The following is a 26,723-nucleotide window of genomic DNA, read 5'->3' as shown; positions in this document are numbered from 1 at the left end:
AGTTTCGGAGAGTAAATAATATTAGTTTTTGATAGTAAATTTCTGTATTTTTGAACAATTATTTTAACAACAGATGAGCAACATAGAAGATAAGAAAAAAGCATTGGCATTAGTGCTTGACAAGCTAGATAAAACATACGGAAAAGGAACAGTAATGACGTTGGGTGACAACAGTGTTGACACTACAATTGAAGTTATTCCTTCCGGATCTTTGGGATTAGACATCGCTCTTGGAGTAGGCGGATATCCCAGAGGAAGAATTATCGAAATATACGGACCTGAATCTTCAGGTAAAACAACTTTAACACTTCACGCAATCGCAGAAGCTCAAAAAGCAGGCGGAATTGCAGCATTTATTGATGCAGAGCACGCTTTTGACAGAGGCTATGCAGGAAAACTAGGTATCGATCTTGAAAACCTGATCATTTCTCAACCGGACAATGGTGAACAGGCTTTGGAAATTGCTGATAACTTAATCCGTTCAGGAGCAATCGACATTGTTGTGATTGACTCTGTCGCTGCATTGACTCCAAAAGCAGAGATAGAAGGCGAAATGGGAGATTCTAAAATGGGTCTTCACGCAAGACTGATGTCTCAGGCTTTGAGAAAATTAACGGCTACGATTTCAAGAACAAAATGTACGGTAATTTTCATCAACCAGTTGAGAGAAAAAATCGGTGTGATGTTTGGAAATCCTGAAACAACAACCGGTGGTAACGCATTAAAATTCTATGCTTCAGTAAGAGTTGATATCAGAAAAGCAAGTGCACCCATCAAAAATGGTGATGAAGCAGTGGGAAGTCGTGTGAAAGTGAAAATTGTGAAAAACAAAGTAGCTCCACCTTTCAAAATGGCAGAATTCGACATTATGTACGGTGAAGGTGTTTCCAAAACAGGAGAAATCCTAGATCAGGCTGTAGAACAAGGAATCGTAAAGAAAAGCGGTTCTTGGTTCAGCTACGAAGAAACGAAACTTGGGCAGGGTCGTGATGCAGTAAAAGATGTGTTGAAAGACAATCCTGAACTTGCAGAAGAATTGGAAAACAAGATCAAAGAAGAATTGAAAAATAAAGTAAAATAATTTTTTTGATTTTTAAAATATTTGAAGACAGCTTTTTTAGGCTGTCTTTTTTGTTTTCCAACTGATTACGCAAATGATTGTGGAAATTTTTGAAAAAATATTTGTAGGAATTGTAGTCAACATAAATTTTCATTTTTAAATTGATTTGTTTTAAACCACCCCGTCAAAAATTCATTCTGAATTTTCACCATCCCTCCAAAGGAGGGGAGTTTTCAGAGCACTTATAAACAGGCTAATTCATAATTCATAATTCATAATTCATAATTCATAATTCATAATTCATAAATACAAAAAAATGCCAATCTGTCACTTTCTGTTGCATGGTATTTTTTTTGCGAAGAATAAAACAAATCAAAATTAAATTATTATGACTAAAGGAAATATTAATGTATCTGTGGAAAATATTTTCCCGCTTATCAAGAAATTTCTTTACAGTGATCACGAAATATTCTTAAGAGAATTAATCTCAAATGCAACGGATGCGACTTTAAAATTAAAGCACTTAACGAGCATCGGAGAAGCAAAAGTTGAGTACGGAAATCCGCAACTTGAAGTGAAGATCGATAAAGAACAAAAAACACTTCGAATCATTGATCAGGGAATCGGGATGACTGCGGAAGAAGTTGAAAAATATATCAATCAGGTTGCATTTTCGGGAGCTGAAGAATTTTTGGAAAAATACAAAGATTCAGCAAAAGATTCTGGAATTATCGGTCATTTCGGACTTGGATTTTATTCTGCATTTATGGTTGCGGAAAAAGTTGAAATCGTAACTAAATCTTATAAAGATGAACCTGCTGTTCGTTGGATCTGCGACGGAAGCCCGGAATTTACTTTAGAAGAAACAACTGACAAAACAGACAGAGGAACAGAAATTATCCTTCATATTGCAGAAGATTCTTTAGAGTTTTTGGAAGAAAGCAAAATCCGTGAGTTGTTGTTGAAATATAACAAATTCATGCCTGTTCCGATTAAATTCGGGACTAAAACTCACACATTGCCTTTACCGGAAGATGCTCCGGAAGGTACTGTTGCAGAAACTGAGGAAGTCGACAATATCATCAACAATCCTACTCCGGCTTGGACAATTGCTCCTAGTGAATTGACAAACGAGGATTACATGAAGTTTTATCATGAATTGTATCCGATGCAGTTTGAGGAACCTTTATTCAATATTCATTTGAACGTTGATTATCCTTTCAACTTGACAGGAGTTTTGTTCTTCCCGAAACTGAGCAACAATTTAAATATTGAAAAAGATAAAATCCAATTATATCAAAATCAGGTTTTTGTAACGGATGAGGTGAAAGGTATCGTTCCCGATTTTCTAATGCTTCTTCGTGGTGTAATTGATTCTCCGGATATTCCGTTGAACGTTTCCCGTTCTTATTTGCAGGCTGACGGTGCGGTGAAGAAAATTTCTTCTTACATCACGAAAAAAGTTGCCGACAAAATGGCTTCTTTAATTAATGAAAACCGTCAAGATTACGAACAAAAATGGAACGACATTAAAGTTGTCATCGAATACGGAATTGTAACGGAAGAGAAATTTGCTGAAAAATCTGACAAGTTTACTTTATATCCTACAACTGACGGAAAATACTTCCTGTGGAATGAATTAGAAGAAAAGATCAAGCCTAATCAAACCGATAAAGATGGTAATCTGGTTGTTCTTTATACTTCAAATGCTGATGAACAGCATGGTTATATTCAATCTGCGAAAGATAAAGGATATGAAGTTATCTTATTGGATTCGCCTGTAATTTCCCACGTTATCCAAAAACTGGAAACTTCAAAAGATAAAGTTTCTTTTGTGAGAGTTGACGCAGATCATGTGAATAATTTAATCAAAAAAGATGAGCCAATCATTTCTAAATTAAATGAAACTGAAAAAGAATCATTGAAAAAGAATGTCGAGGAAACTATCAATGATAAGAAATTCACGGTTCAGCTTGAAGATTTAGACAGCACTGATGCTCCGTTTACAATCACTCAGCCCGAATTCATGAGAAGAATGAAGGATATGCAGGCAACCGGAGGTGGCGGAATGTTTGGAATGGGCGGTTTCCCTGAAATGTATAACTTAATTGTGAATTCCAACAGTGAATTTGCCAACCAGATTTTGAAAACAGAAAATACTGAAGAAAAAGAAGGATTGATAAAACACGCTCTTGATTTGGCTAAACTTTCTCAGAATTTATTGAAAGGAAAAGATCTGACTGATTTTATTCAGAGAAGTTATAAGCAACTGGAAAAATAAATTAACTATTTTATATTGTAGAACCTCGGAGCGAATATCGTTCCGAGGTTTTTTTTGAATAAATTTGTCTTAGAAATAGTAAATTTGGGGTTTTGCTAAAAAAATATGGATAAACACAATTTTCTGGATTCAGTTTCTTTAATCGGAATTTTTTTAGTGTCATTTCTTGCGTTGTTTTTGTTAACCGTAAAGACCAAACACAAATTGGGAAATCAGCTTTTTGCTTTTTTTCTTATCACAAATGCCATAGATGCTTCTAAATATTTGATTCATCATATTCCTGAAAATTTCATCAACCTTGAGGTTTTTCGTTGGAGTATTGTCTATTTAGTTCCGGCATTGTTTTATCTCTATGCAATGTCAGTTTGTTATTCTAACTTCCGATTAAAAACGAAACATTTACTGCACGCTATTCCGTTTGTTGCTTACAATTTGTATTTAATGTCGGGTATTTATTTTGAAAATACAGCTATGAAACTGTATTTTATAAAGAATATGAATCAAATGCCCATAACGCAATTTTTTCAATTTCTTTTCGAATTGCTATTTCAAGTTTATTTTATTGCTTCATTTCTTGTTATTAGAAAATCTAGGACTGTTTATCTTGAGAATTATACGAATCCGAATATTTCTCTGATTAATGCTCTTTACAAAATAACAATTGTATATTATCTCTTACATTTTTTAGTGCTTCTAAGATGGCTAGTTACTTTTACCATTGGTTTGGGAGAGGTCAGACAATGGATTGTAACCCTTGATGGGTTTACATTTTTATTTTGTACTTGCTGGTATCTATTTATTGCATTAAACAATCCTGAATTTTTCAGAGGGGTGAATTCTCATCTGAAACCTATTACAGAAGTTGCTACAAAACAAAAACCTAGTCTTCTGGTAGCAGAAGAAAAAAATAAGCAAATCGAATTTTTAAAAGATTTTATGATTTCGAACGAGCCTTATTTAGATTCATCATTGACAATTCAGGATTTATCTGAGCAGGTAAAAATGCCAGTTAAAGATTTATCTACTTTGATTAACTTGTATATGGATAAACACTTTTTTGATTTCGTAAATGAATATAGAATTGAAAAAGCGATGCAAGTCCTTAGAGATTCTTCTCAAAAAGAACTGACTGTTTTGGAAATCTTGTACCAAGTTGGTTTTAATTCCAAATCTTCGTTTAATACTTCTTTCAAAAAATATACAGGAAAAACACCAACAGATTATAGAAAACAAGCTTTGTAAAATCAAATTATTTTCAAAAAATGGGTTCGATTTTTTTTAATCGGTCGCGTTCTGAGACGTTTTAAAGCATCTTTGCAGAAAGTTTTTAAACAATCAATAAATTCTTATCTGAAAATTAATTACAATGAAAAACCGACTTTTCTTACTATTAATAACTGCTTTCTTAACAAACTTTGTTTCCGGACAAGAATTAAATAATTTCTTTTCTACACTTTCTGACAAAAATCTTTTTAACGGAAGTATTGTGATTTCAAAATCAGAGAAAACTATTTTTTCTAATCATTATGGATTTTCTACTATTGAAACTAAAGAAAAACTCAATGATAACTCTCAATTTCCAATTGCATCAATAACTAAAACGTTTACTGCAACGGCAATTCTGCAACTTCAACAGAAAGGAAAATTGAATATTAACGAGCCTGTTCAAAAATATCTGACTGATTTTCCTTATCCGGATATTACTATCAAACAATTGCTTAGTAATACTTCTGGATTGGCACAAGAGTATAATTTGTTTGATACGATCATCAAAGAACAACCCGAAAAAATCATTTCGAATCAGGATATTATTCCGACTTTTATTCGTTTCAAAACACCACTCTCATTTCCGTCTGGAAGCAAATGGGAATACAATAATGTCAATTTTTGCCTTGCTGCGTTAATTATCGAAAACGTTTCTGGGATCAGTTATGCAAATTATTTGGAGAAAAACATTTTCAAACCTGCAAAAATGCAAAATTCATTTGTTCCGTTGGATCGAAAAATTAAAAGCCCAAATCAAGTTGAATTATACGCTTATCCGAACTTTTATTCAATGGAATGGGTTAACACGAAAACTCTAAAGGAACCTTTTTTAATCTACGAAAAAAGTAATTTTTATGGCCCCGGTGGGATTGTAAGTACGGCTTTAGATTTACAAAAATATCAAAAGGCATTGTTCAGTTATAAAATTTTGGGCAAGAAAGAATTGGAACAAGCTTTGACTCCTACAAAACTAAATGATAGAAAAACAGTTACTTATATGATTGACGGAAAAGAAATCAGTTACGGTTTGGGTTGGGAGATGTACACGGATGAAAGAGAGGGAAAAATAGTTTTTCACGATGGTTCTATTACCGGATTGACGAGCATTTTATTGTATAATATTACTAAAAATCAAAGCATAATTTTACTTTCTAGTTCTGGAAACTTGTCTATTTTTCCTATTTCTAATGCTATTTTAAATTTAGTTAATAATAAGCCTTACAAAATTCCGGTTAAAAATCTTTCGAGAATTTATGGAAGTTTTGTTGAAAATGGAAATAAGGAAAAAGCAAATGAATTAATCCGGCAATATTTGAAAGATCCAAATAGTTATGAAGTTTCAGAAAGAGACTTTAATAGATTAGGTTATCAATTTCTGAGACTTCAAAAGTGTGATAACGCTTTGCAGGTATTCAATTCTGCGACATTAATTTTTCCAGTGAGTTGGAATGTTTTTGACAGCTATGGTGAAGCATTACTCCAATGTGGTAAAAAAGAAGAGGCGATAAAAATGTATCAAAAATCTGTTATGCTAAATCCTAATAATGAAAATGGGAAACAAATACTTTTAAAAATTGAAAAATAAATTGGGTTGAAAATTGAAGAAATTTTGCTTTTAGGTGATATTATATTTAGGGTTCCGGGGCGACAAAGTCGCCCCGGAACCTTTTTTATCGTTTATTTTCGTAGGGCTTTGCCCAACGCTGGGTTAAGTCGCCACTTTGTGGCTCCGATTACATTATAATTAAAAGGCTTCGACAAGCTCAACCTGACACGTGAATATCATCACGCAAAAACATTTAGTATTAGAAATGTCAGGCTGAGAGCTTGTCGAAGCCTTAAATCATAACCCATCAATACTAACTTATAACTCCGTCATTGGATCCCAAAACAGCTTCTTAAAATTTTTAATTCTAAAGTTTTCCACCTCAATTCCTTCTGCTTCTAATTTTTTTTGAAATTCAGGAACGGATAAAGTTCCTGAGCTCGAAATTACACGATGAGCAGGAACATCTTTCGGGCAGCCACCCATTGCTTTTCCCACATGGCGGGAATGATTGGGATAACCTACTGCTTTTGCAATCGCTCCATAACTTGTCACTCTTCCTTTGGGAACAAGTTTTGTGATTTCCCAGACTTGTTGTTTGAATATTTCGTTCATTTTCTTATTTCATTTTATCAAAAAAACTTTAAAAAATTAATTATTTACGTTATAAAGAAATTTTACTCCACAAAGTTTATTAATTTTTGTTTTGCATCATTTTTGGACTTTAAGTTTTAAAATCCATTCACTAAAAATATAAAGTTATGAAAAAATCGTTTTTCCGCTTAATGAATACAATCAATAAAGCGATATTACCGAAATTGAGTAATAAAGATCCTAATAAACTGACCAAAATTCAGAAAGCGATTTTGGCGTATCGTTATTTTGTGCTGGTTAATTCTTTAGAGTAGGTATTTAAGGATATTTTTGAAATAATATTAAAAAAGAAAGAATTTATCTGATTTTAGCAATGAGATTTCTGCACAATTTATAGAGTGGTTTTTCAATACACAGATAAATAATAATCGAACATATCCACAATAAAACAAAATTGCGGTCGGGCAAATAAATGTAGGATTTCAGTTTCATATTGAAATAACTGAGATGAATAAGATAGAAAACAAATGAGGCATTCCCCAAAAGAACAAATATTTTTGTAGACAATATTTTGGATACAAATGTCTTTTCTGACATCAATCCCCAAAAGAAAACAGCAATAGCAACAGGCAGAAAAAACTCATGAATTACCCTTCCTTCCCAACGTTCCACACCATGTGAAAAACTGTGTTTGGCAAAAAAAGCGATCGTAATAATTAAAGCGATCATTGAAATTCCGCCCAAAAGTGTCGGCTTTTTTAAACCTTTCAAAAACTGTATCCCTTTTTCCTGCTTCATCATGTAAGCCAGTAGCATTCCGAAGAAAAACTCCAGACTTCTCCCGAAAAAAGTATTTCCTACCATAAATTTTAAAGGATATAAAAAGCCTTCTGGATTGCCATTATACCAATGCAGACCATAACCTATTCCCCAACTAAAAAGAAAAAGACCTAACAAAAATGAAACACAATATTTCCAGTTTTTCTTTAGCAATAAAAACAAAAAGGGAGAAAACAGGTAAAAGAAAAATTCTACAGTGAGCGACCATGCCTGTACAATTCCTGAAATAGAATATTTGTCAAATAGAGAATAAAAAAGCGAGTACTGCAAGAAGTAAGTATTCACATCTTTAGAATATTTTACATCCAGAAAATAAGCACTTAACAGAATCCAATACAATGGAAAAATCCTCGCTATACGGAGCAAAATATATTTTAAATAAGATTTTTTAGAATCTAAAGGTGATTCTTCATACCGATAAGCCAGTAAAAAACCACTCAAAACAAAAAAGACGGTTACACCTATATGCCATTCACTAATAAAGCGCATAACCACGAACGGTAAATCATGACGCCAGTATTTACGGTTATGATAAACGAATACCATAATCGCTGCAATAGCACGCATCCCTGTGAGAGCATCAAATTTATTTTTGTTAAGATTATCCAAAAGCTAAAAAAATAAAAGGCTTACATGATAAGCCTTTTATCTAAAATTTTATAATTCTATTATTAATTTTCTAAAATATAAGAGAACATCAATGGTGCACAGATGGTTGCATCACTTTCAACGATAAACTTCGGTGTAGTGATATCTAGTTTACCCCAAGTGATTTTCTCGTTCGGAACAGCTCCCGAATAAGAACCGTAAGAAGTCGTTGAATCTGAAATCTGACAGAAATAAGACCAGAAAGGAATGTCATGCATTTCCATATCCTGATACAACATCGGTACAACACAGATCGGGAAATCTCCTGCAATACCACCACCAATCTGGAAGAATCCAACACCTTTTCCTGCTGAATTTTTAGTGTACCAATCTGCTAAATAAGTCATGTATTCAATACCTGATTTCATCGTTGTTGCAGTTAATTCTCCTTTGATACAATAAGATGCAAAGATGTTACCCATTGTAGAATCTTCCCATCCCGGAACTACGATTGGCAGGTTTTTCTCTGCCGCAGCAATCATCCAAGAATTTTCTCTTGGAATTTCATAATACTGTTCCAAAACTCCCGAAAGAATCATTTTATACATAAATTCGTGCGGGAAATATCTTTCTCCTTTCGCTTCAGCATCTTTCCAGATCTCAACGATGTGTTTCTGCAGTCTTCTAAAAGCTTCTTCTTCAGGAATACAGGTATCAGTAACTCTATTCAAACCTCTTTCCAACAAATCCCACTCATCCTGAGCCGTTAAATCTCTGTAATGAGGAACTCTTTCATAGTGAGAATGTGCTACAAGATTCATCAGATCTTCTTCAAGGTTTGCACCTGTACAAGAAATAAAATCTACTTTATCCTGACGGATCATTTCAGCCAAAATTTTCCCCAACTCTGCAGTAGACATTGCTCCCGCTAAAGTGATCATCATTTTTCCGCCATCTTTAAGATGTGCAACATAACCTTTAGAAGCATCCACCAATGCTGCTGCATTGAAATGAAGGTAATATTTCTCTATGAACTCGGTAATCGGTTTGCTCATTTTTTATAATTTTTGCAAAGATAATTATTTTTAAAGTTTTTGGGCACATCACTTTTCAAAACTATTCCCGTATTTCCTTAGTCTTTAGAATTTAAATTTTCTGTTTTCTTTTTTTTCTGATAATTTCTTTTTGGTATCTAATCTTTTTTGTTTTTGCCCTTTCGAAGGTTTTGTGGCAAATCTTTTTTTAGGAATAAATAAAGCTTTATCTACAATTTCCAGAATTTTTTCGATGGCTTTGTTTTTATTCATTAATTGAGTTCTGCTTTCAGAAACCGTTAAAAATAAAAAACCTTCCGCATTGATTCTGTTTTTTAATTTGTTTAGAATTAATTCTTTCTCATCATCATTAAAAAATTCAGATTCATTGATTCGCCAAAGTACCGTAACAGAAGTTTCCACTTTATTCACATTCTGACCTCCTGCTCCACTGCTGCGGGAAGTTTTGAAGTTGAGTTCTTTTGAAAAATCTTTCATTTTTAGTTTGACTAATAAATTAAAAGGTAAAGATAAAGACTTTACAATATATTCTTTAATTCGATTCTGTTTACTTTTCCGTTCGGAGTTCTTGGTATTTTTTCTATGAAAATAATCTCTTTCGGTCTGTGAAAGTTTTTCTCAAAAGATATTTTTGAAATTTTTTTCATCAAATTTTCTGATTTTTCCCCTTCAATAATCAGCACCAGTTTTTGTCCCAGACTTTCATCATTAACTCCTAAAAAAACAACTTCATTAGGAATTTCTTTTTTAACCAAAGCTTCCAGCTGTTCGGGAAAAATTTTTGCTCCACCGGAATTAATTACATTATCAATTCTACCCAAAAACCTGAATTGATTTTTGTTCTTAATTTCAACTAAATCATTAGTTTGCAAAATTTCCGAATTTAGATTAGGTGCGAAAATTTTCAGACATCCTTTTTCGTCCGTAGAAATTGAAACATTTTCAAAAACAGTAAAATAATTTTCAGCTTCAGGTAAAATTTGCTTTAAACCAATGTGAGAAAGGGTTTCCGACATTCCGTAAGTTTCGAAAATATGCCCTGAGTTTCCAATTTCAGACCTGTAATCATTAAGTTTAGTTTTTAAATTTTCAGAAACTGCAGCCCCACCAATAATCAGATTTTTTATTAAATGTAATTTATCCAAAGAATTTTCAACCTGTAAAGGGGTCATTGCACAGAAATCAACCTCATCATTGATATTTTCAAGAGGGTTTGTGGATGGATCGACAATAATCAACTTTAATTTTCTAATAATTGAACGAACAACCATCATTTTCCCTGAAATATATTCTACAGGCAGACAAATTAAAGCGGTGTTACCTTCTTTCAATCCTAAAAAATCACAAGTCATTTCCGCAGAATTCATCATTTTCTTTTTTTCAATATCAAAAACTTTCGGAACACCCGTAGAGCCCGAAGTCTGTACCTTTACGGTAGTAGAATCAGAAAACCATTCTTCTGCAAATTGTTTAATTTTTTTTTCAAATTCCGTCTCGAAGGATAATTGATTAATATTGAGATTATTGAAGTCTATCTGCATAATTTCCGTGGATAAAAAGTAGAGTAAATGTAAAAAAAATTGTAAAAAGTTCTTGCATATAATGAAAAAATCTGTAAATTTGCATCACCAAAATAACACAGACCTATAGTGTAACGGTAGCACTCCGGTTTTTGGTACCGTCAGTCGGGGTTCGAATCCCTGTGGGTCTACGAAAACCATCCTTTTAAGGGTGGTTTTTTTATTTATAAGATTTTCACATCTTCCCTTCCTAAATATTCTCGTTTTTTTTTTCTGAAAATTGAATTCCGATAAAATTATTTAAAAATATATTGTGTCATGCAGAACATTTAATAAGGAGTTCATGTTCGATTAATACTAATATTCTAATCTTGCAAAAATTTTTTACAATGAAAAAAATATTCTTTTTTCTTACCCTTGCAATGGGATTAGTGAATGCTCAGGATAACTCCAAACATGTTGTTTTAGTAAGTATAGATGGTCTAAGACCCGAGTTTTATCTAAATCAGGAATGGTCTATGGTAAATCTAAGACAAATGATGAAAAAGGGAGCTTATGCCAATGGAGTTCGTGGTTCTTTTCCTACAGTTACTTACCCTTCGCATACAACCATCGTAAGCGGTGTATTACCTGCAAAACATGGAATTTATTATAATACACCTGTTCAGCCTTTGGGAATTACAGGAGAATGGTTTTGGTTTTATAAAGACATTAAAGTTCCGACGATTTTCAGTGTGGCAAAAGAAGCGGGTCTTACGACTGCCGGTGTAAGCTGGCCTGTAACAGTAGGAGCTCCTATCACTTACAATTTACCGGAATATGTATATCTTCCAAAAAATAAAGGTGAGAAAAAAGATGAAGTAAAGGCAATGAGCATGGAGTCTACTCCTAAAGAACTTTTTCAGGAAGTGCAGGATTATGCTGTAGGAAAATTCGGGGAGTATGGAGCGAGTTTAGATTATATGGTGAGTGATCAAAACAAAGCAAGAATGGCTGCCTACATTTTAAAAAGATACAAACCCTCGTTTTTGGCACTTCATATCGCAGCGACTGATCACTTTGAACATGAAGAAGGCAGAGATGGTGATAAAGTTCGTTCCGCAGTAGTCGGTGCAGATGTCGCTATTAAAACTCTAATCGATGCGGCAATCGCAGCAGGAATAGAAGAAAATACAACTTTTATCATCACAGGAGATCATGGTTTTGTGGATATTCACAGCCAGTTTAATCCAAATGTAATGTTGGCAAAAGCAGGTTTATACAACAATGACAAAAAAGAAGACTGGAAGGCCTACTTTCAGGCAAGTGGAGGGTCTGCATTTTTACATCTGAAAAACCCTAATGATAAAGCGACTTTAAGTAAAGTCAATGAACTTTTAAACAATCTTCCGGAAGGATATAAAAAACTGTTCCACGTTTTAGATAAACAACAGGTTGCAGAAGCACAGGGAGATCCTACCGCATCATTGGCTTTAGCTGCATATCAAGGAGTGAGTTTTGGAGCAACAGCTACTGGGGAATTACTGAAAGCAGCAGACGGAGGAACACACGGTTATCTACCAACCGATTTCAAAGAGATCCAGACAGGATTTGTAGCTTTTGGAAAAGGTATTAAAAAAGGAACTGTACTTCCGCTAATGGGGCAGGAAGATATTGCTCCGTTAATCGCATATTTATTAAATCTTAATTTAAAAACAGACGGAATTCTTTATCCGGGATTATTGACTAAATAAGAAAACAAATTTTATTTTAAATTAAAGGCTGTCTCAAATAAAGACAGCCTTTTTATCTTTATATATAAAAAAATTACAGATATTCTTCAGGAATTGAAACATTGTTCTTCTTCATATAGTCTAAAAGATCGTGGAATTTTTCTTCATAATCATTCCCGCATTTATGAGAAATACTGCAAATTTCCGAAGGTTTTATTTCTAAAATATTTGAGATCTTCGTTAAAATTTCAAGATTGATCTTCACTTTAGAATTTTCGATATCAGAATATGCTTTCTGAGAAATTCCCATCTCAAAAGCCATATATTCCTGAGTAAAATCCTTACTTCTTCTTATTTTCCTGATATTTTGACCACATATTTTCATCTCTTTCGTTTTTAGTAGTTTTCGGTATATTTTAGAAGTATATCTATTAGACTTACACAAAGTTAGTGAATACCTTTGGCAAAACATTATCACGCTACATGATATTTAAAACTTAAGTTAAAAATTTACTTAAAACTTCTGTTTTAAAGGAAAATATCACTTCAGTATAACACATAGGAATTATGGAGACGCAGAAATTTAATTATGACAATAATATTGTCAGAGCATTTCTCTATGCTACAATTGCATTCGGTTTAGTCGGTTTTTTACTCGGACTTACCGCTGCGCTGATGCTTTTTTATCCTGAACTTCCGGAATTTTTATTCGGAACAGATGATACAACCATTAAAAGTTTAGCATCGGGTAATATTCAGGGATTGATTAATACACAAGGAGCTTTAGGCTTCGGAAGAATCAGAATGTTGCATACGAGTGCGGTAATTTTTGCGTTTGTCTGTAATTCCTTTTTCTGTGGTGCTTATTACAGCATGCAGAGACTGCTTAAAACAAGAATGTACAGCGATACCTTATCATGGATCCACTTCTGGACATGGCAAATCATGATTGTTTCTGTAGTTATTACTTTCTTAATGGGAATTAACACTTCTAAAGAATACGCAGAACACGAATGGCCGATCGATATTTTAATTACTATTTCGTGGGTGGTTTTTGGGATCAATATGTTCAGAACGATTGCAAAAAGAAGAGTAAGACACCTTTATGTGGCTATTTGGTTTTACATGGGAACATGGATTGCGGTAGCAATGCTTCATATCTTTAATAATCTTGAAATCCCGTTATCTTTCACAACTTGGAAATCATACTCAATCTATGCAGGAGCAAAAGATGCTCTGGTTCAGTGGTGGTACGGTCATAATGCAGTTGCATTTGTATTGACAACTCCGGTTCTCGGTTTAATGTATTATTTCTTACCAAAAGCTGCGGATAGACCTGTGTTCTCTTATAAATTATCAATCATCCACTTCTGGTCATTGATCTTCGTTTATCTTTGGGCAGGACCGCACCACTTACAATACACTGCGCTTCCGGCTTGGGCACAAGCGGTGGGAACAGGTTTCTCCATCATGCTGATTGCTCCATCTTGGGGAGGAATGCTGAACGGACTTCTTACATTGAGAGGAGCCTGGGATAAAGTAAGAGAAAATCCGATATTAAAATTCTTCGTAGTCGCCGTTACTTGCTACGGAATGGCAACTTTCGAAGGACCTTTATTAGCTACAAAATCTTTAAATAAAATCGGACATTACACAGACTGGGTTATCGGTCACGTACATATCGGAGCATTGGGCTGGAATGGTTTCATGGCATTCGGAATTGTATATTATCTTATTCCTGTAATGTGGAGAACCGAGCTTTGGTCTAAAAAATTAGCTAACTGGCATTTCTGGCTGGGAACTTTAGGAATTATTTTCTATGCCGTTCCAATGTATATTTCAGGATTCACACAGGGGTTAATGTGGAAACAATTCAACCCGGACGGAACTTTAGTCTGGAAAAACTGGCTGGATACCGTTACTGCAATTATTCCTTATTATAAAATGAGATTTTTGGGAGGTCTGCTTTATCTTTCAGGAGCAATTCTAATGGTTGTGAATGTTATTAAAACTGTCAGAAAAGGATCTTTCCAGAAAAATGTTCCCGCAGAAGCTCCGGCTTTAGCAAATATCGGAACAGAAAGAAAAGAAGGCGAAGGAATTCACCTCTGGATCGAAAGAACTCCGGGAATAATGGCAATATTGGCTTTAATTACTGTTGCGATCGGTGGTCTGGTAGAAATTATTCCAACTTTAACACTAAAACAAAGTGTTCCCACAATTTCAGCGGTAAAACCTTATTCACCGCTAGAATTAGAAGGAAGAGATCTATACATTCGTGAAGGCTGTAACGCTTGTCACTCACAGATGATCCGACCTTTCCGTGATGAAATTGTAAGATTTGAAGGTAAAAACGGACAATATTCGAAAGCCGGAGAATTTATTTACGACAGGCCATTTCTTTGGGGATCAAAAAGAACAGGACCGGATTTACAGAGAGAAGGTGGAAGAAACCCGGATTCATGGCACTTTAAACACATGTACAATCCAAGAATTACATCTGCAGGATCTATTATGCCGCGTTTTCCTTGGTTAATTATCAACAAATTAGACAAAACAAAAATGGTGGATAAAATGATATTAATGAAAAATTACTTTGACGTTCCCTATTCAAAAGCTGAAATAGATTCCGCAAATCAATGGGCAGACAATCAGGCAAATGGGATCGTTAAGAGAATTTATTCTGAAGCAAAAGATGTCAAAGACCAGGTTGAAAAAGATAAGGCAGCAAAAGGATCATCATTCGTACCGTTGGAAAAAAGAGAAATCGTAGCTATGATCGCCTATCTGCAAAGATTAGGTACAGACATCAAAACCACCCAGATCCAAACTGCAAGTGCAGAATAATTAAAATTAATTTAAAATGAAAACAAGAACCCCAATTTCAGTATACATCCTTCTCACAATAGGTTTGACGATCATGGCGTTCGAAATGTTCGCGCACGATTCAGGATATTTTTCTTCACCATTTTTCTGGGGATTGATGTTGATTGCAATCATCTTGCTTTTAATTATGAACTCCATTGGAGATTTAATTGAAAATCAAAATTTCACTGCATTATCCGAAGAAAAAAAAGCGGAATATTTAAAAGAGAAAAACACACCTTATTTTTTGAAACTTTGGAACTCGGCATTCAAAAAACAGTCTGCAACACAGGAAAAAGATATTCTGATCGATCATGGTTTTGATGGGATTACAGAACTCGATAATTCACTTCCAAAATGGTGGATTGGCTTGTTTTATTTCGGATGTATTTTCTGTGTCGTCTATCTTACAGCTTTTGCATTCACAGATTACGCCCATCCGGAAGCGGAACTGAATCATGAAACCAAAACAATGCTCGCTTCCATCGAAGAATTTGAAAAAACAGCGCCTCAAATCACGCTGGAAAATGCAAAATACAGTGCAGACAATATCGCAGAAGGTCAGGAATTATTTAAAACAAACTGCGTAACCTGCCACGGAGAAAACGGAAAAGGCGGAATCGGTCCAAACTTAACAGACACTCACTGGATCAATGTAAAACAAAAAAGTCTCTTCAAAAATGTGATCTGGATGTTGGAAAACGGTTCACCAAACAATCCTACCATGCGCCCTTTAATTAAAGAAGGAACAATTACCGGAAGAGATGCCGAGAAAATTGCAGCTTACATCTATCACATCAATCAGGAAACCGCTCCGATTACTCCCGTTCAAGGTGGTGCAGCTCCTCAAGGTGAGGAAGTAAAATGGGAGAATGGAAATGACTGATAAAAATTTATTATCTCAACATATGTAAATTATCCACGCCCCCTTTGAATAACTAAACTAACATTGAATATTCATTTTTGCTAAAACCTTTTCAACATTAATAAAAATGATATAAAAGGGGGCTTTTAAACAACTAGAAATCCGGGCTTTGGCTGTCTCCATCAACTAATTCACTTGACAATTAACTAAACTAAATTCCATAACGGGACAGTCAAGGCAGGATTTTTGTATTCGCAAAGGGTACCACAACAGATAATTAGTACATTTAGTATTATTATATTTGTTTAAACCCAATCACTCTTGAAACTAAAAATCAACAAAAGAAAACTCTTAAGGCGTTTTTTAATTACCATTATTTCTATATTGGTATTTTTTACGCTGCTTATTCTTAGCTTGAGACTTCCGGTAGTTCAGAATTTCATCAAAGACAAGCTGGTTGTTTATCTTGAGAAAAAAATCAAGACAAAAGTAAGTCTGGAAAGGGTTTATATAGGATTTCCAAACAGTCTTGTGATGGAAAATCTGTATTTAAAAGGACAGGAAATTGATACTCTTTTGGCGGTAAAAAAACTCGATGTCGGGTTGAACATGCTTAAACTCGTTAATTCCACGGCAGACATTACTTCGGTAGATTTAGAGGGTGCAAGAGCAAACGTGGTGAGAAAACCGGATGGAAAATTCAATTTCGATTATATTATTGATGCTTTTGCGACGAGTGATAAAGAAGAAAGTTCATCGAAGCCCTTCATTATTTCTTTAGATAAAATTAATTTAAAAGATATCGGCGTTACTTTCGACGATCAGCAATCCAGAAATGACATAAAACTTTACTTCAAATCTTTTGATACAAGAGTAAAAACGTTTGATTTAAGCAACAACAAATATGCCGTCAATGATATTAATCTTGACGGATTAAGGCTAAAACTTAAACAGGATCTTATCGAAGAAGTTTCCAAAAAGGTGGAAAAAAAGGTCGATTCTTTGAGTAGCAAAAAGCCGATGCAGATCGGCTTGAGAGGAATAAAACTGACTAATTTCAACATTGATTATGGTGATGACAATACCAAAACTTTTGCAAAGGTTCTATTTAAAGAATTAAGCACCAAAGTCAACAAACTTGACATGGAAAACAACGCTTATAATGTTGACAACGTTTTCCTTTCAGGAGCTGATATTAATGCTAATCTTTATCTACCTGCACAAAATGTCAATCCGGAAAATACCAAAGAACCTGAAGTTTCAAAAGCCACAGATCAGCAAAAAGCTTTAAGTTTATTGCTCGGAAAATTGGTTTTAAACGATGTAAAAGTTGCTTATAACAATACTGCAATCACTCCTACAAAACAGGGAATGGATTTCAATCACCTGAATTTTTCCAAAATGAATGTTGAGGTGAGAAGTTTCAAAATGCAGAACAATACATTTGCAGGAAGTGTAAACTCAGCGGAAATTCAGGAAGCGAGAGGGTTGGATATTCAGAAATTCAATACGGATTTTGTTTACAATCAAAAAGAAGCCTATTTAAAAAATCTTTATTTACAGACTCCGAAAACGATTCTGCGTGATGAGGTTATTTTAAATTATAATTCTATCGAGCAATTAAGTTCCAACTTGGGAGCGGTAAAAATCGCAGCCAATATTAAAGATTCTAAAATCGGGTTCGCTGATATTTTAAATTTAGTCCCGACTTTAAGAAATACGGTTCCTTTCAATAAATATCCGAATGCTATTTTAAATGTCAATGCGAATGTAAAAGGAAATGTCAATGATTTGCTGATCAACAATCTGAAAGTTTCAGGTTTGGATCAGTTGAGAGTTGCAGCTTCAGGGAGAATCAAAAATGCGATGAATCCTGATCAATTATACTACGATCTGAGAATTGCAGAATTATCTTCATCAGCAAAAACGATCTTTAATTTAGTTCCTAAAAATACGATTCCATCCAATATTTCTCTGCCTTCCAACATGAGCATCAAAGGGACGGCAAAAGGTACAACTAAAGTGGTAGACGCCAATCTGAACCTCTACTCTACTCTTGGAAATGCCGCTGTTATTGCTAAAGTTGATATGCGAAGAAAAAATCATGAATTGTATGATGTGAAAGCCAATCTTCAGGGATTACAGATCGGAAAAATTATTCAGAATAAAGATATTGGAGCCGTTTCAGCACAAATTTATGCGAAAGGAGAAAGTTTTGATTTCAAAAATGCCAATGCTGATCTGAAAGGTCACGTTGCTTCCGCAGTTTACAAAGGCTACCGTTATCAAAATATGAATCTAACAGGAAAAATCCTACGCGGAGCTTACAATTTTATTTTAAATTCAAAAGATCCAAATGCGAATCTGATGCTAACGGCTTCCGGAGTTTATAATGAAAAAAATCCTACGGTAAAAATCAATGGGGAAGTCATTAAACTGGATCTAAACAAACTTGGTTTCTATAAAGATCCGATGATCCTTGCAGGAAAAATTGACGGAGATTTTACGAATTTAGATCCTGATCATTTGAATGGTTATTTAAATCTAAAAGATTTTGCATTTTCTGATACCAAAGAAGTTTATCCGGTTCAGGAAGTCAATTTAAAAGCTTCTTCAACGAATGATTCCACTAACATTATTTTCAATTCCCAGATTGCTGATGTAGAATTAAAAGGAAAATATAAATTAACTCAAATATTTGGTGCTTTAACACAAACTGTTAATCAATATTACCAGTTCCAGAAACCAAATAAATCTCAGAAAATTCAGGCAGGACAGTTTTTTACTTTTAATGCAAAAATTAAAAATGATGATCTGATCAGAAAATTCGTTCCGGATCTGAAAAGTTTTGAAACCATTAATTTAACCGGAAACTATGATGCCGATTCACAAAAAATTGAAATTGACGGACAGATTCCACAACTTCTCTATGGTGAAAATTCTATTGAAAATGCAACTTTAAAAGTCACCAACGAAAATCAGGCTTTACAGTATAATTTATATGTTGCAGGATTAAAAAGTTCCAGCTTTGCTTTAAATAAGATAGGAATTAACGGAGATATTGCCAATAATATTATCAACTACAACATCACCACAAAAGACGAAAAAGATGCCACTCAGTTTTTAATCGCAGGAAATGCAAAATCGTTAAATGATATTACTGAAATTTCATTAAATCCAGACGGTTTAAAATTAAATTACACCGACTGGACTGTTGCAGAAGGAAATAAAATCCAAATAGGTAAAAATGGAATTCTTGCCGACAATTTCAGACTTTCCAATGCAGGAAGTGAAATTTCATTGCAGTCTGAATCTCAAACTCCAAACTCTCCTTTAAATGTTTCGTTGAAAGATTTTAAGATTGAGACCATCACAGAATTGATTAAAAAAGATACGGTTTTAGCAAAAGGAACAATCAACGGAACGGCTCAGTTACGAGATTTAACTAAAAAAATGACCTTTACTTCTGATTTAAATATCACAGATTTATTTGTATATGGAAATCCAATCGGAAACCTTGCAGTGAAAGTTAACAACTCTTCACCGAATCTTTTAAACGCCGATATTGCCCTTTCCGGAAATAATAATGACGTGAAAATTTTAGGAGATTACAACACTTCTTCCAGCACATTTGACCTGAATATGGCAATTAATCAGCTTCAAATGAAATCTGTACAGGGATTCTCAATGAATGCGATTACAAATACAGAAGGCTACGTTTCGGGAAATTTAAAAATTACAGGAACCACAGATAAGCCTGACATTTTAGGTAAAGTAAAATTCAATGATGTAGGATTGGAAATAGCTAAAACAGGAAGTGATTTCAGAAAACTGAATGACGAAATCGACTTTACGAACCGTGGAATTGAGTTTAACAATTTTAAAATCAATGATAAAGACGGAAATTCACTGAATATTGACGGTCAGGTTTTAACGCAAACTTACAGAGATTTTGCCTTCAACCTTGATGTAAATGCCAAAAATTTCAAAGTCGTAAATTCTGAAAAATCCAATGATGCCATCATGTACGGAATTCTTGCTATTGATGCAGGATTACATATTCGTGGAAATTCAGATCTGCCGAAAGTTGACGGACGATTGGCAGTTGCAGACAATACAGATTTCACATTTGTTCTGCCTCAGTCCTCTCCTACTTTACAGGAAAGAGAGGGAATTGTCGAATTTATCGACCAGGATCAGGTTGTTTTAAATAAAACCGTTAAAGCAGATTCTTTAAACGCCCAAAGCCGCATTAAAGGAATGGATGTGAATGTCAATATTGAAATAAGTAAAGAAGCCAAATTATCTTTACTGATTGATAAAGCAAACGGAGATTTTGTAAAACTACAAGGTGAAGCGGAATTGACTGGAGGTGTTGATCCTTCCGGAAAAACTACCCTTGTCGGTGTTTATGAAGTAGAATCCGGAAGCTATGAAATGACGGTAAGTGTCTTAAAACGTAAGTTTGATATTCAAAAAGGAAGCACCATTACCTGGACCGGGGAACCGACGACAGCGAATCTTGATATTACCGCAGTTTATAAAACCGAGGCTGCACCGATTGATTTAGTTGAGCAGCAAATCAGTGGAGAAGACGCCAGAACTTTGAATCAGTTTAAACAAAGAATTCCTTTCAATACTTTATTAAAAATGAAAGGTGAATTACTGAAACCCGTCATTACATTTGACATTACAACCGATGAGAAAAACAATGCCGTTTCTTCAACCGTAACAGATATTGTGGATCAAAAACTGTCTCAGCTGAGAACTCAGGAATCTGAAATGAACAAACAGGTTTTTGCTTTATTGCTTTTAAACAGATTTATCGGTGAAAATCCGTTTGAATCCGGGGCGGGATTATCCGGAGAAATGTTGGCAAGACAAAGTGTGAGTAAAATTCTTTCTCAACAATTGAATAATCTCGCATCTGATCTTATCAAAGGAGTTGATCTTAATTTTGATTTAGAATCTTCTGAAGATTATTCCTCAGGAGCTAAAAATACAAGAACAGACCTTAATGTCGGACTCAGCAAAAAACTGTTAAACGACCGACTAAAAGTTTCGGTAGGAAGTAATTTCGCATTAGAAGGAGATGCCCGTCAAAATGAAAATATGACCAATATTGCAGGAGACGTAACAGTTGATTACAGCCTTTCTAAAGACGGAAGATATATGCTTCGTGCCTACAGAAAAAATGAATATCAGGTTGCTCTTCAGGGGCAGATCGTGGAAACGGGATTAGGATTTATCATTACACTGGATTATGACAAATTCCGGGATATTTTCCAGAAATCAAGAAATAAAAAGCAAAGAGAATCCAGAAAAAATAAGCAAAACCAAGCCGTAGAATTTAAATAATGAAAAAAAATTATCCAACATACTTTAAATATTTATTCACTTTCGGAATGGCTTCGTTTACACTTTCATGTAGTAACACGAGATTTCTGAAAGAAGGTCAGATGCTTTATACCGGCGCAGAAGTAAAAATTAAAAACGATACTATTTCGAAAAAAGAAAAGAAAGGGCTTCAGACCGCACTGGAAGCCAATCTTACTCCAAAACCAAACTCATCATTTTTAGGTTTAAGACTCAAATTATACTTTTATAATATTGCCAAAGAGCCGAAAAAAGATAAAGGTTTTAATTATTGGCTGAAATACAAAGTAGGTGAAAAACCTGTCTTATTAGGTGATGTCGACCGCGAATTCAATAAAGATATCATTGAAAATTATTCTGAAAATAAAGGATATTTCAATGCAAAAGCAACTTACGATACGGTTTCTAAAAATAAAAAAGCGCAGGTTATTTATACCTTAAGACCGGGAGCGAGATATCTGATCAGTGATGTGAAATTTCAGAAAGATTCTTCATTGGTTAATCAGGAAATTCAGAATATTGCAGGTAAAACTTTCCTGAAAAAAGGTCAGCCTTTTGATCTGGACGTCATTAAATCTGAAAGAGAAAGAATTGATAACAGCTTAAAAGAAAGAGGTTTCTATTATTTTCATCCTGATAATATTATTGTTCAGGCAGACAGTACGGTCACCAAAAATCATAAAGTTGAACTTAATGTAAAATTAAAAGACAACACCCCCGATCTTTCTACGCAGCAGTTCACCATTGATAAAGTTATCGTTTTTCCTAACTACAATATCCGGGATGTAAAAAATGGAAAATACGACGTTCCAATGAATGCCGATTCCCTTCAAAAACATGCTCAGGATGATATTTATGTAATCGATCCCCAACATAAATTTAAACCGAAAATTTTCGACAGGGCTTTATATTTCAAAAAAGGAGATTTATACAACAGAACAGATCATAATCTTACTTTGAACCGTTTGATCAGTTTGGGAGTTTTTAAATTTGTAAAAAATGAATTCGTAGTTTCAGATTCTTTACAGCATAAATTTGATGCCTATTATTTATTAACTCCAAAAGAACTTCAATCCCTTCGTCTGGAAGCTTTAGGAAGAACAAACTCTGCCAATTATGCAGGAAGCGAATTAAATTTAAACTGGACGCACAGAAATTTTTTCAGAGGTGCAGAACAGTTTAAAGCTTCTGTTTATGGTGCTTTCGATGTACAAATCGGTGGTCCGGAAAATGCAAAAAATATTTTTAGAATGGGTAGCAATGTACAGCTTTCGATTCCTAGAATTGTGGCACCATTCCGTTTTAATTCATCGAGCGCTTTTGTTCCGAGAACGAATATCACTCTTGGTTACGAATTTCAAAACCGTACAGAATATTATACCTTAAATACTTTCAGCGGTTCATTTGGTTATGTCTGGAAAGAAAATGCAAGAAAAGAACATGATTTAAAAATTATTGATATTACTTATGTTTCTCCGGCAAATATTACAGATTTATACCTTGAAAAATCTGCAAATAATGATGCTATGAAAAGAGTGGTTGAAAAACAATTAATTTTCGGACCAACTTATTCTTATACCTATACCAATACAATGCTGCCGAAGCCAAACACAATGTATTACAAAGGAACATTGGATTTAGCAGGAAATATTACAGGTTTGGTGACCGGAGCAAACGCAAAAAAAGATAAAGAAAAAACTATTTTCGGAGTTCCTTTCAGTCAGTATGCTAAAATTGAAAATGACTTCAGGTTCTATCACAAATTCAATGAAAAAACTTCTCTAGCCACTAGATTTATTGGGGGAGTTGCCTATCCTTATGGAAATTCTGAATATATTCCTTTTTCAAGACAGTTTTTTTCGGGAGGAAGCAATAGTGTAAGAGCCTTCCGTGCAAGAACTTTGGGACCGGGAAGTTTTGACCCAAGAACAATTCCTGATGGCTATTATTTTGACCAGTCAGGTGATATAAAATTGGAATTAAATGCAGAATACCGTGCTAATCTTTATAAATTTTTAAATGTTGCCGTCTTTGCCGATGCAGGAAATGTCTGGCTGATTAATGAAGATGCAGACAGGCCGGGAGCCAAATTTTCCAAAGATTTTTTAAGTGAAATTGCCGTCGGAGCCGGATTTGGTCTGAGACTTGATTTCTCTATTCTGATTTTAAGGCTGGACTTGGCAATGCCACTGAGAGTTCCATACTATGAAAAAAATGACAGATGGACATTCGACCGAATTAATTTTGGAGATTCAAGCTGGAGAAAAGATAATCTTATTCTGAATATTGCTATCGGATATCCTTTTTAATTAATAAACGATTACGGATGATAAAGCATATAAAATTCTTCTGGGAAACTTTAAAAGAAACATTCAAAGAATGGAATAACTCAACAGCATCAAACGATTCTGCGAGTTTGGCTTATTATGCGATTTTTTCAATTCCGGGATTATTAATTATTATCATCTGGATTGCCGGATATTTCTTTGGGGAAGAAGCTATCCGTGGAGAAATCAGCAATCAGATAAGCGGAATTATGGGACAGGATGTTGCCAAAAGTATTCAGGATATGATTGCAGGAGCTTTAATCGACAAAGAAAATGTGATTATGAAAGCTGTAGGAATTGGTTCGCTGGTTTTTGGTTCTACGACTCTGTTTTTTCAGCTTCAGCATTCTTTGAATACGCTTTGGGATGTGAAAGCTGCTCCCAAAAAAGCTCTTGTAAAGTTTCTTTTAGACAGAGCAAATTCGTTGGGAATGATTCTTATCATTGGTTTTTTATTAATGATTACCATGGTTCTCTCCTCCCTGATCAGTATTTTAAATAACTGGATTACTGCCTATTTTGGCCTGGAAACTTATGTAGCGGTACAATTGGTAAATTTTACCATTGGTTTTGTAATCGTAATGTTTCTTTTTGCTTTAATATTTAAGGTTCTTCCTGATGTGAAAGTTAGCTGGAAACCCATTTGGAAAGGTGCTTTTCTGACAACCATTTTGTTTACGTTAGGTAAATTTTTATTGAGCCTTTATTTCGGAACGGCAAAACCTACTTCCGCTTTTGGAGCCGCCGGAACTGTGATTTTAATTATGATGTGGATTAATTATTCATGTATGTTGATTTTCTTTGGCGCGGAATACACAAAAATTTATGCTTATAAAAAAGGATATACTATTATTCCTTCAAAACATGCAAAATGGAGCGATGCGAAGTTGTATGAAGATAGTTTGAAAGAAAAAACCGATGTTTAAAAAAGTTTAATTTTTCACAAAATAAAAAACCTTCAGAAGTTCTGAAGGTCTTTGTTTACATTCTGTTTACTGTTTGTATTCCCAGTAAGTTTAATGATTTTTTTATTGTTTTTGCCGTAAGATCTGATAAATTCAAACGGAATTGTTTTAAATTTTCATCCTCACTTTTCAAAATTGGGTTAATCTGATAAAATGAATTGTAAGATTTCACCAAATCATAAACATAGTTTGCAACCAGCGCAGGACTCAATAATTCGGCTGCTTTTTCAACGATTCCTTTATAATTAGATAAAAGCATAATCAATTCTTTTTCATACTGATTGAAATCAACATCAGAAGTTTCCTTATGTTCGAAGTTTGCTTTTGATAATAAAGACTGAATACGAGCGTAAGTATACAAGATAAATGGTCCTGTATTTCCAATAAAATCAATACTCTCTGCAGGGTTGAAAAGCATTTTTTTCTTCGGATCAACCTTAAGCATAAAATATTTCAATGCAGCTTGTCCTATTATTTCATAAGAAATTTCCTTTTCTTCGTCCGAAAGACTTTCCAATCTTCCTTGTTCCGTTGCTTTTAATTTTGCTTCTTCATACATCTCTTGCATCAAATCATCTGCATCGACTACAGTTCCTTCACGGGATTTCATTCTACCGTTCGGAAGTTCAACCATTCCATAAGACAAATGATACAACTGATCTGCCCAAGAATATCCTAATTTCCCTAAGATTTTAAATAAAACCTGGAAGTGATAATCCTGTTCGTTCCCAACAGTATAAATTAATTTCTGGATATTTCCTTCTTTGAAACGCTCTACTGCAGTTCCCAAATCCTGAGTCATGTATACAGAAGTTCCGTCTGAGCGCAATAATAATTTCTGATCCAAACCATCTTCCGTAAGGTCACACCAAACAGAACCATCTTCTTTCTGATACAAAACTCCTTTATCCAAGCCTTCCTGAATAAGATCTTTCCCTAAAATATATGTATTACTTTCGTACTGAACCTGATCAAAATCTACTCCTAATCTTTTATAAGTTTCGTTGAAACCTTTGTAAACCCAAGAGTTCATTTCGTTCCAAAGATTTCTTACTTTTTCGTCTCCATTTTCCCAATCTAAAAGCATTTTTTGAGCTTCTTTCATTAACGGAGCATCTTTTTTTGCCTGTTCTTCGGAAATACCTTGTTCTACAAGTTCAGAAATTTCTTTTTTATATTCCTGATCGAATTTTACGTAATAATTTCCAACGAATTTATCACCTTTTGTTCCCGTTGCATCAGGAGTTTCTCCCTTACCGAATTTTTCCCAAGCCAGCATTGATTTACAGATGTGAATTCCTCTGTCATTGATAATTTGAGTTTTTATCACATCATAACCCGCTTCTTTAAGAATCTGAGCAACAGAAAAACCTAATAAATTATTTCTGATGTGTCCTAAGTGAAGAGGTTTGTTGGTATTCGGAGAAGAATATTCTACCATTACCGTAGAATTTTTCTTTTCTATTGTGTCGAAATCATTCGTAATAGATGTAAAATTATCTACAAAAAACTGATTTTTAACTTTAACATTAAGAAAACCTTTTACTACATTGAAACTTTCCAATAATTCAGTTTGTTCTGTTAAAGCTTCACCTAATTCCACCCCAATACTTTCCGGGTTTTTCTTTAATTGTTTCACCAATGGGAAAGTCACGATCGTAAAATCTCCTTCAAACTCGGTTTTATTTTCCTGAACTTCCAGATTAATGTCTTTCAACTGATAGACATTTAAAATAACCTCCGAAAGCTTCTCTTCTATTATATTTTTAATATTCATCTGTTTATACTGATTTTTCAAAAGCTATATAAATTAGCTTTGATTTATTTTTGAAATACAAATATACGGAAATAAAAAAACCGCCC

At 34.2% G+C, this 26,723-nt stretch carries 17 protein-coding genes and 1 tRNA gene; 11 read left to right on the top strand and 7 right to left on the bottom strand.

The genetic code is table 11. The features are described 5' to 3' along the window. Window positions 1-73 precede the first annotated feature (73 nt). From recA to ABD745_RS01455, 4 genes are all read left to right on the top strand, one after another. Window positions 74-1,081 (top strand): recombinase RecA, encoded by a 1,008-nt coding sequence (gene recA / locus ABD745_RS01470; RefSeq protein WP_344824107.1) that lies wholly within the window; start codon window positions 74-76, stop codon window positions 1,079-1,081. A 367-nt stretch (window positions 1,082-1,448) separates the two neighbouring features. Beyond that, window positions 1,449-3,341: a molecular chaperone HtpG gene (gene htpG, locus ABD745_RS01465; RefSeq protein WP_344824104.1), complete on the top strand. Its 1,893-nt coding sequence runs from the start codon at window positions 1,449-1,451 to the stop codon at window positions 3,339-3,341. A 105-nt stretch (window positions 3,342-3,446) separates the two neighbouring features. Continuing rightward, window positions 3,447-4,583: a helix-turn-helix domain-containing protein gene (locus tag ABD745_RS01460; protein WP_344824101.1), complete on the top strand. Its 1,137-nt coding sequence runs from the start codon at window positions 3,447-3,449 to the stop codon at window positions 4,581-4,583. Window positions 4,584-4,707: 124 nt separating this feature from the next. Next, window positions 4,708-6,192, top strand: a complete 1,485-nt coding sequence (locus ABD745_RS01455) for a serine hydrolase (protein ID WP_344824099.1) — start codon at window positions 4,708-4,710, stop codon at window positions 6,190-6,192. 279 nt (window positions 6,193-6,471) lie between these two features. Here ABD745_RS01455 and ABD745_RS01450 read toward each other — a convergent pair whose 3' ends face one another. From ABD745_RS01450 to ABD745_RS01430, 5 genes are all read right to left on the bottom strand, one after another. After that, entirely contained in the window at window positions 6,472-6,768 is a 297-nt protein-coding gene (locus ABD745_RS01450; RefSeq protein ID WP_344824097.1) for an MGMT family protein, read from the bottom strand. 336 nt (window positions 6,769-7,104) lie between these two features. Continuing rightward, complete coding sequence (locus tag ABD745_RS01445; RefSeq protein ID WP_344824093.1) at window positions 7,105-8,196, bottom strand: acyltransferase family protein; 1,092 nt, start codon at window positions 8,194-8,196, stop codon at window positions 7,105-7,107. A 62-nt stretch (window positions 8,197-8,258) separates the two neighbouring features. Then, the gene (locus tag ABD745_RS01440) at window positions 8,259-9,230 is read right to left on the bottom strand and encodes a deoxyhypusine synthase family protein (protein ID WP_055984018.1); all 972 of its coding nucleotides are present in this window, start codon (window positions 9,228-9,230) and stop codon (window positions 8,259-8,261) included. An 84-nt stretch (window positions 9,231-9,314) separates the two neighbouring features. Beyond that, window positions 9,315-9,707 (bottom strand): alternative ribosome rescue aminoacyl-tRNA hydrolase ArfB, encoded by a 393-nt coding sequence (gene arfB / locus ABD745_RS01435; protein WP_344824088.1) that lies wholly within the window; start codon window positions 9,705-9,707, stop codon window positions 9,315-9,317. Between the two features lie 41 nt (window positions 9,708-9,748). After that, on the bottom strand, window positions 9,749-10,771 hold the full coding sequence (locus tag ABD745_RS01430) for an AMP-binding protein (RefSeq protein ID WP_344824085.1): 1,023 nt from the start codon (window positions 10,769-10,771) through the stop codon (window positions 9,749-9,751). A gap of 99 nt (window positions 10,772-10,870) precedes the next feature. Here ABD745_RS01430 and ABD745_RS01425 point away from each other — a divergent pair. Then, window positions 10,871-10,941 (top strand) — tRNA-Gln (locus ABD745_RS01425). Window positions 10,942-11,139: 198 nt separating this feature from the next. Then, window positions 11,140-12,483, top strand: coding sequence for an alkaline phosphatase family protein (locus tag ABD745_RS01420; RefSeq protein ID WP_344824082.1), 1,344 nt, complete (start codon window positions 11,140-11,142; stop codon window positions 12,481-12,483). Window positions 12,484-12,556: 73 nt separating this feature from the next. Here ABD745_RS01420 and ABD745_RS01415 read toward each other — a convergent pair whose 3' ends face one another. After that, a complete protein-coding gene (locus ABD745_RS01415) occupies window positions 12,557-12,847 on the bottom strand; it encodes a helix-turn-helix domain-containing protein (RefSeq protein WP_344824079.1) in 291 nt (96 codons plus the stop codon). A 182-nt stretch (window positions 12,848-13,029) separates the two neighbouring features. Here ABD745_RS01415 and ccoN point away from each other — a divergent pair, with 182 nt between their 5' ends. The 5 genes from ccoN to ABD745_RS01390 all read left to right on the top strand — a co-directional run bounded on the left by ccoN (window position 13,030) and on the right by ABD745_RS01390 (window position 24,821). Further along, entirely contained in the window at window positions 13,030-15,309 is a 2,280-nt protein-coding gene (gene ccoN, locus ABD745_RS01410) for a cytochrome-c oxidase, cbb3-type subunit I (RefSeq protein WP_344824076.1), read from the top strand. Window positions 15,310-15,325: 16 nt separating this feature from the next. Continuing rightward, complete coding sequence (locus ABD745_RS01405) at window positions 15,326-16,213, top strand: cbb3-type cytochrome c oxidase N-terminal domain-containing protein (protein WP_344824073.1); 888 nt, start codon at window positions 15,326-15,328, stop codon at window positions 16,211-16,213. A 300-nt stretch (window positions 16,214-16,513) separates the two neighbouring features. Then, a complete protein-coding gene (locus ABD745_RS01400; RefSeq protein WP_344824070.1) occupies window positions 16,514-21,550 on the top strand; it encodes a translocation/assembly module TamB domain-containing protein in 5,037 nt (1,678 codons plus the stop codon). Continuing rightward, complete coding sequence (gene tamL, locus ABD745_RS01395) at window positions 21,550-23,877, top strand: translocation and assembly module lipoprotein TamL (protein WP_344824067.1); 2,328 nt, start codon at window positions 21,550-21,552, stop codon at window positions 23,875-23,877. The genes ABD745_RS01400 and tamL overlap by 1 nt, the downstream gene beginning before the upstream one ends. A 17-nt stretch (window positions 23,878-23,894) precedes the next feature. Beyond that, on the top strand, window positions 23,895-24,821 hold the full coding sequence (locus ABD745_RS01390) for a YihY/virulence factor BrkB family protein (protein ID WP_344824064.1): 927 nt from the start codon (window positions 23,895-23,897) through the stop codon (window positions 24,819-24,821). Window positions 24,822-24,876: 55 nt separating this feature from the next. Here ABD745_RS01390 and argS read toward each other — a convergent pair whose 3' ends face one another. Next, the gene (gene argS, locus ABD745_RS01385) at window positions 24,877-26,637 is read right to left on the bottom strand and encodes an arginine--tRNA ligase (RefSeq protein ID WP_344824061.1); all 1,761 of its coding nucleotides are present in this window, start codon (window positions 26,635-26,637) and stop codon (window positions 24,877-24,879) included. Window positions 26,638-26,723 lie beyond the last annotated feature (86 nt).

It is taken from the genome of Chryseobacterium ginsenosidimutans, assembly GCF_039536845.1.
Lineage (GTDB): Bacteria > Bacteroidota > Bacteroidia > Flavobacteriales > Weeksellaceae > Chryseobacterium > Chryseobacterium ginsenosidimutans_B.
Note: the sequence above shows the minus strand (reverse complement) of the source record. Positions and strands in the feature narration are given on the sequence as shown.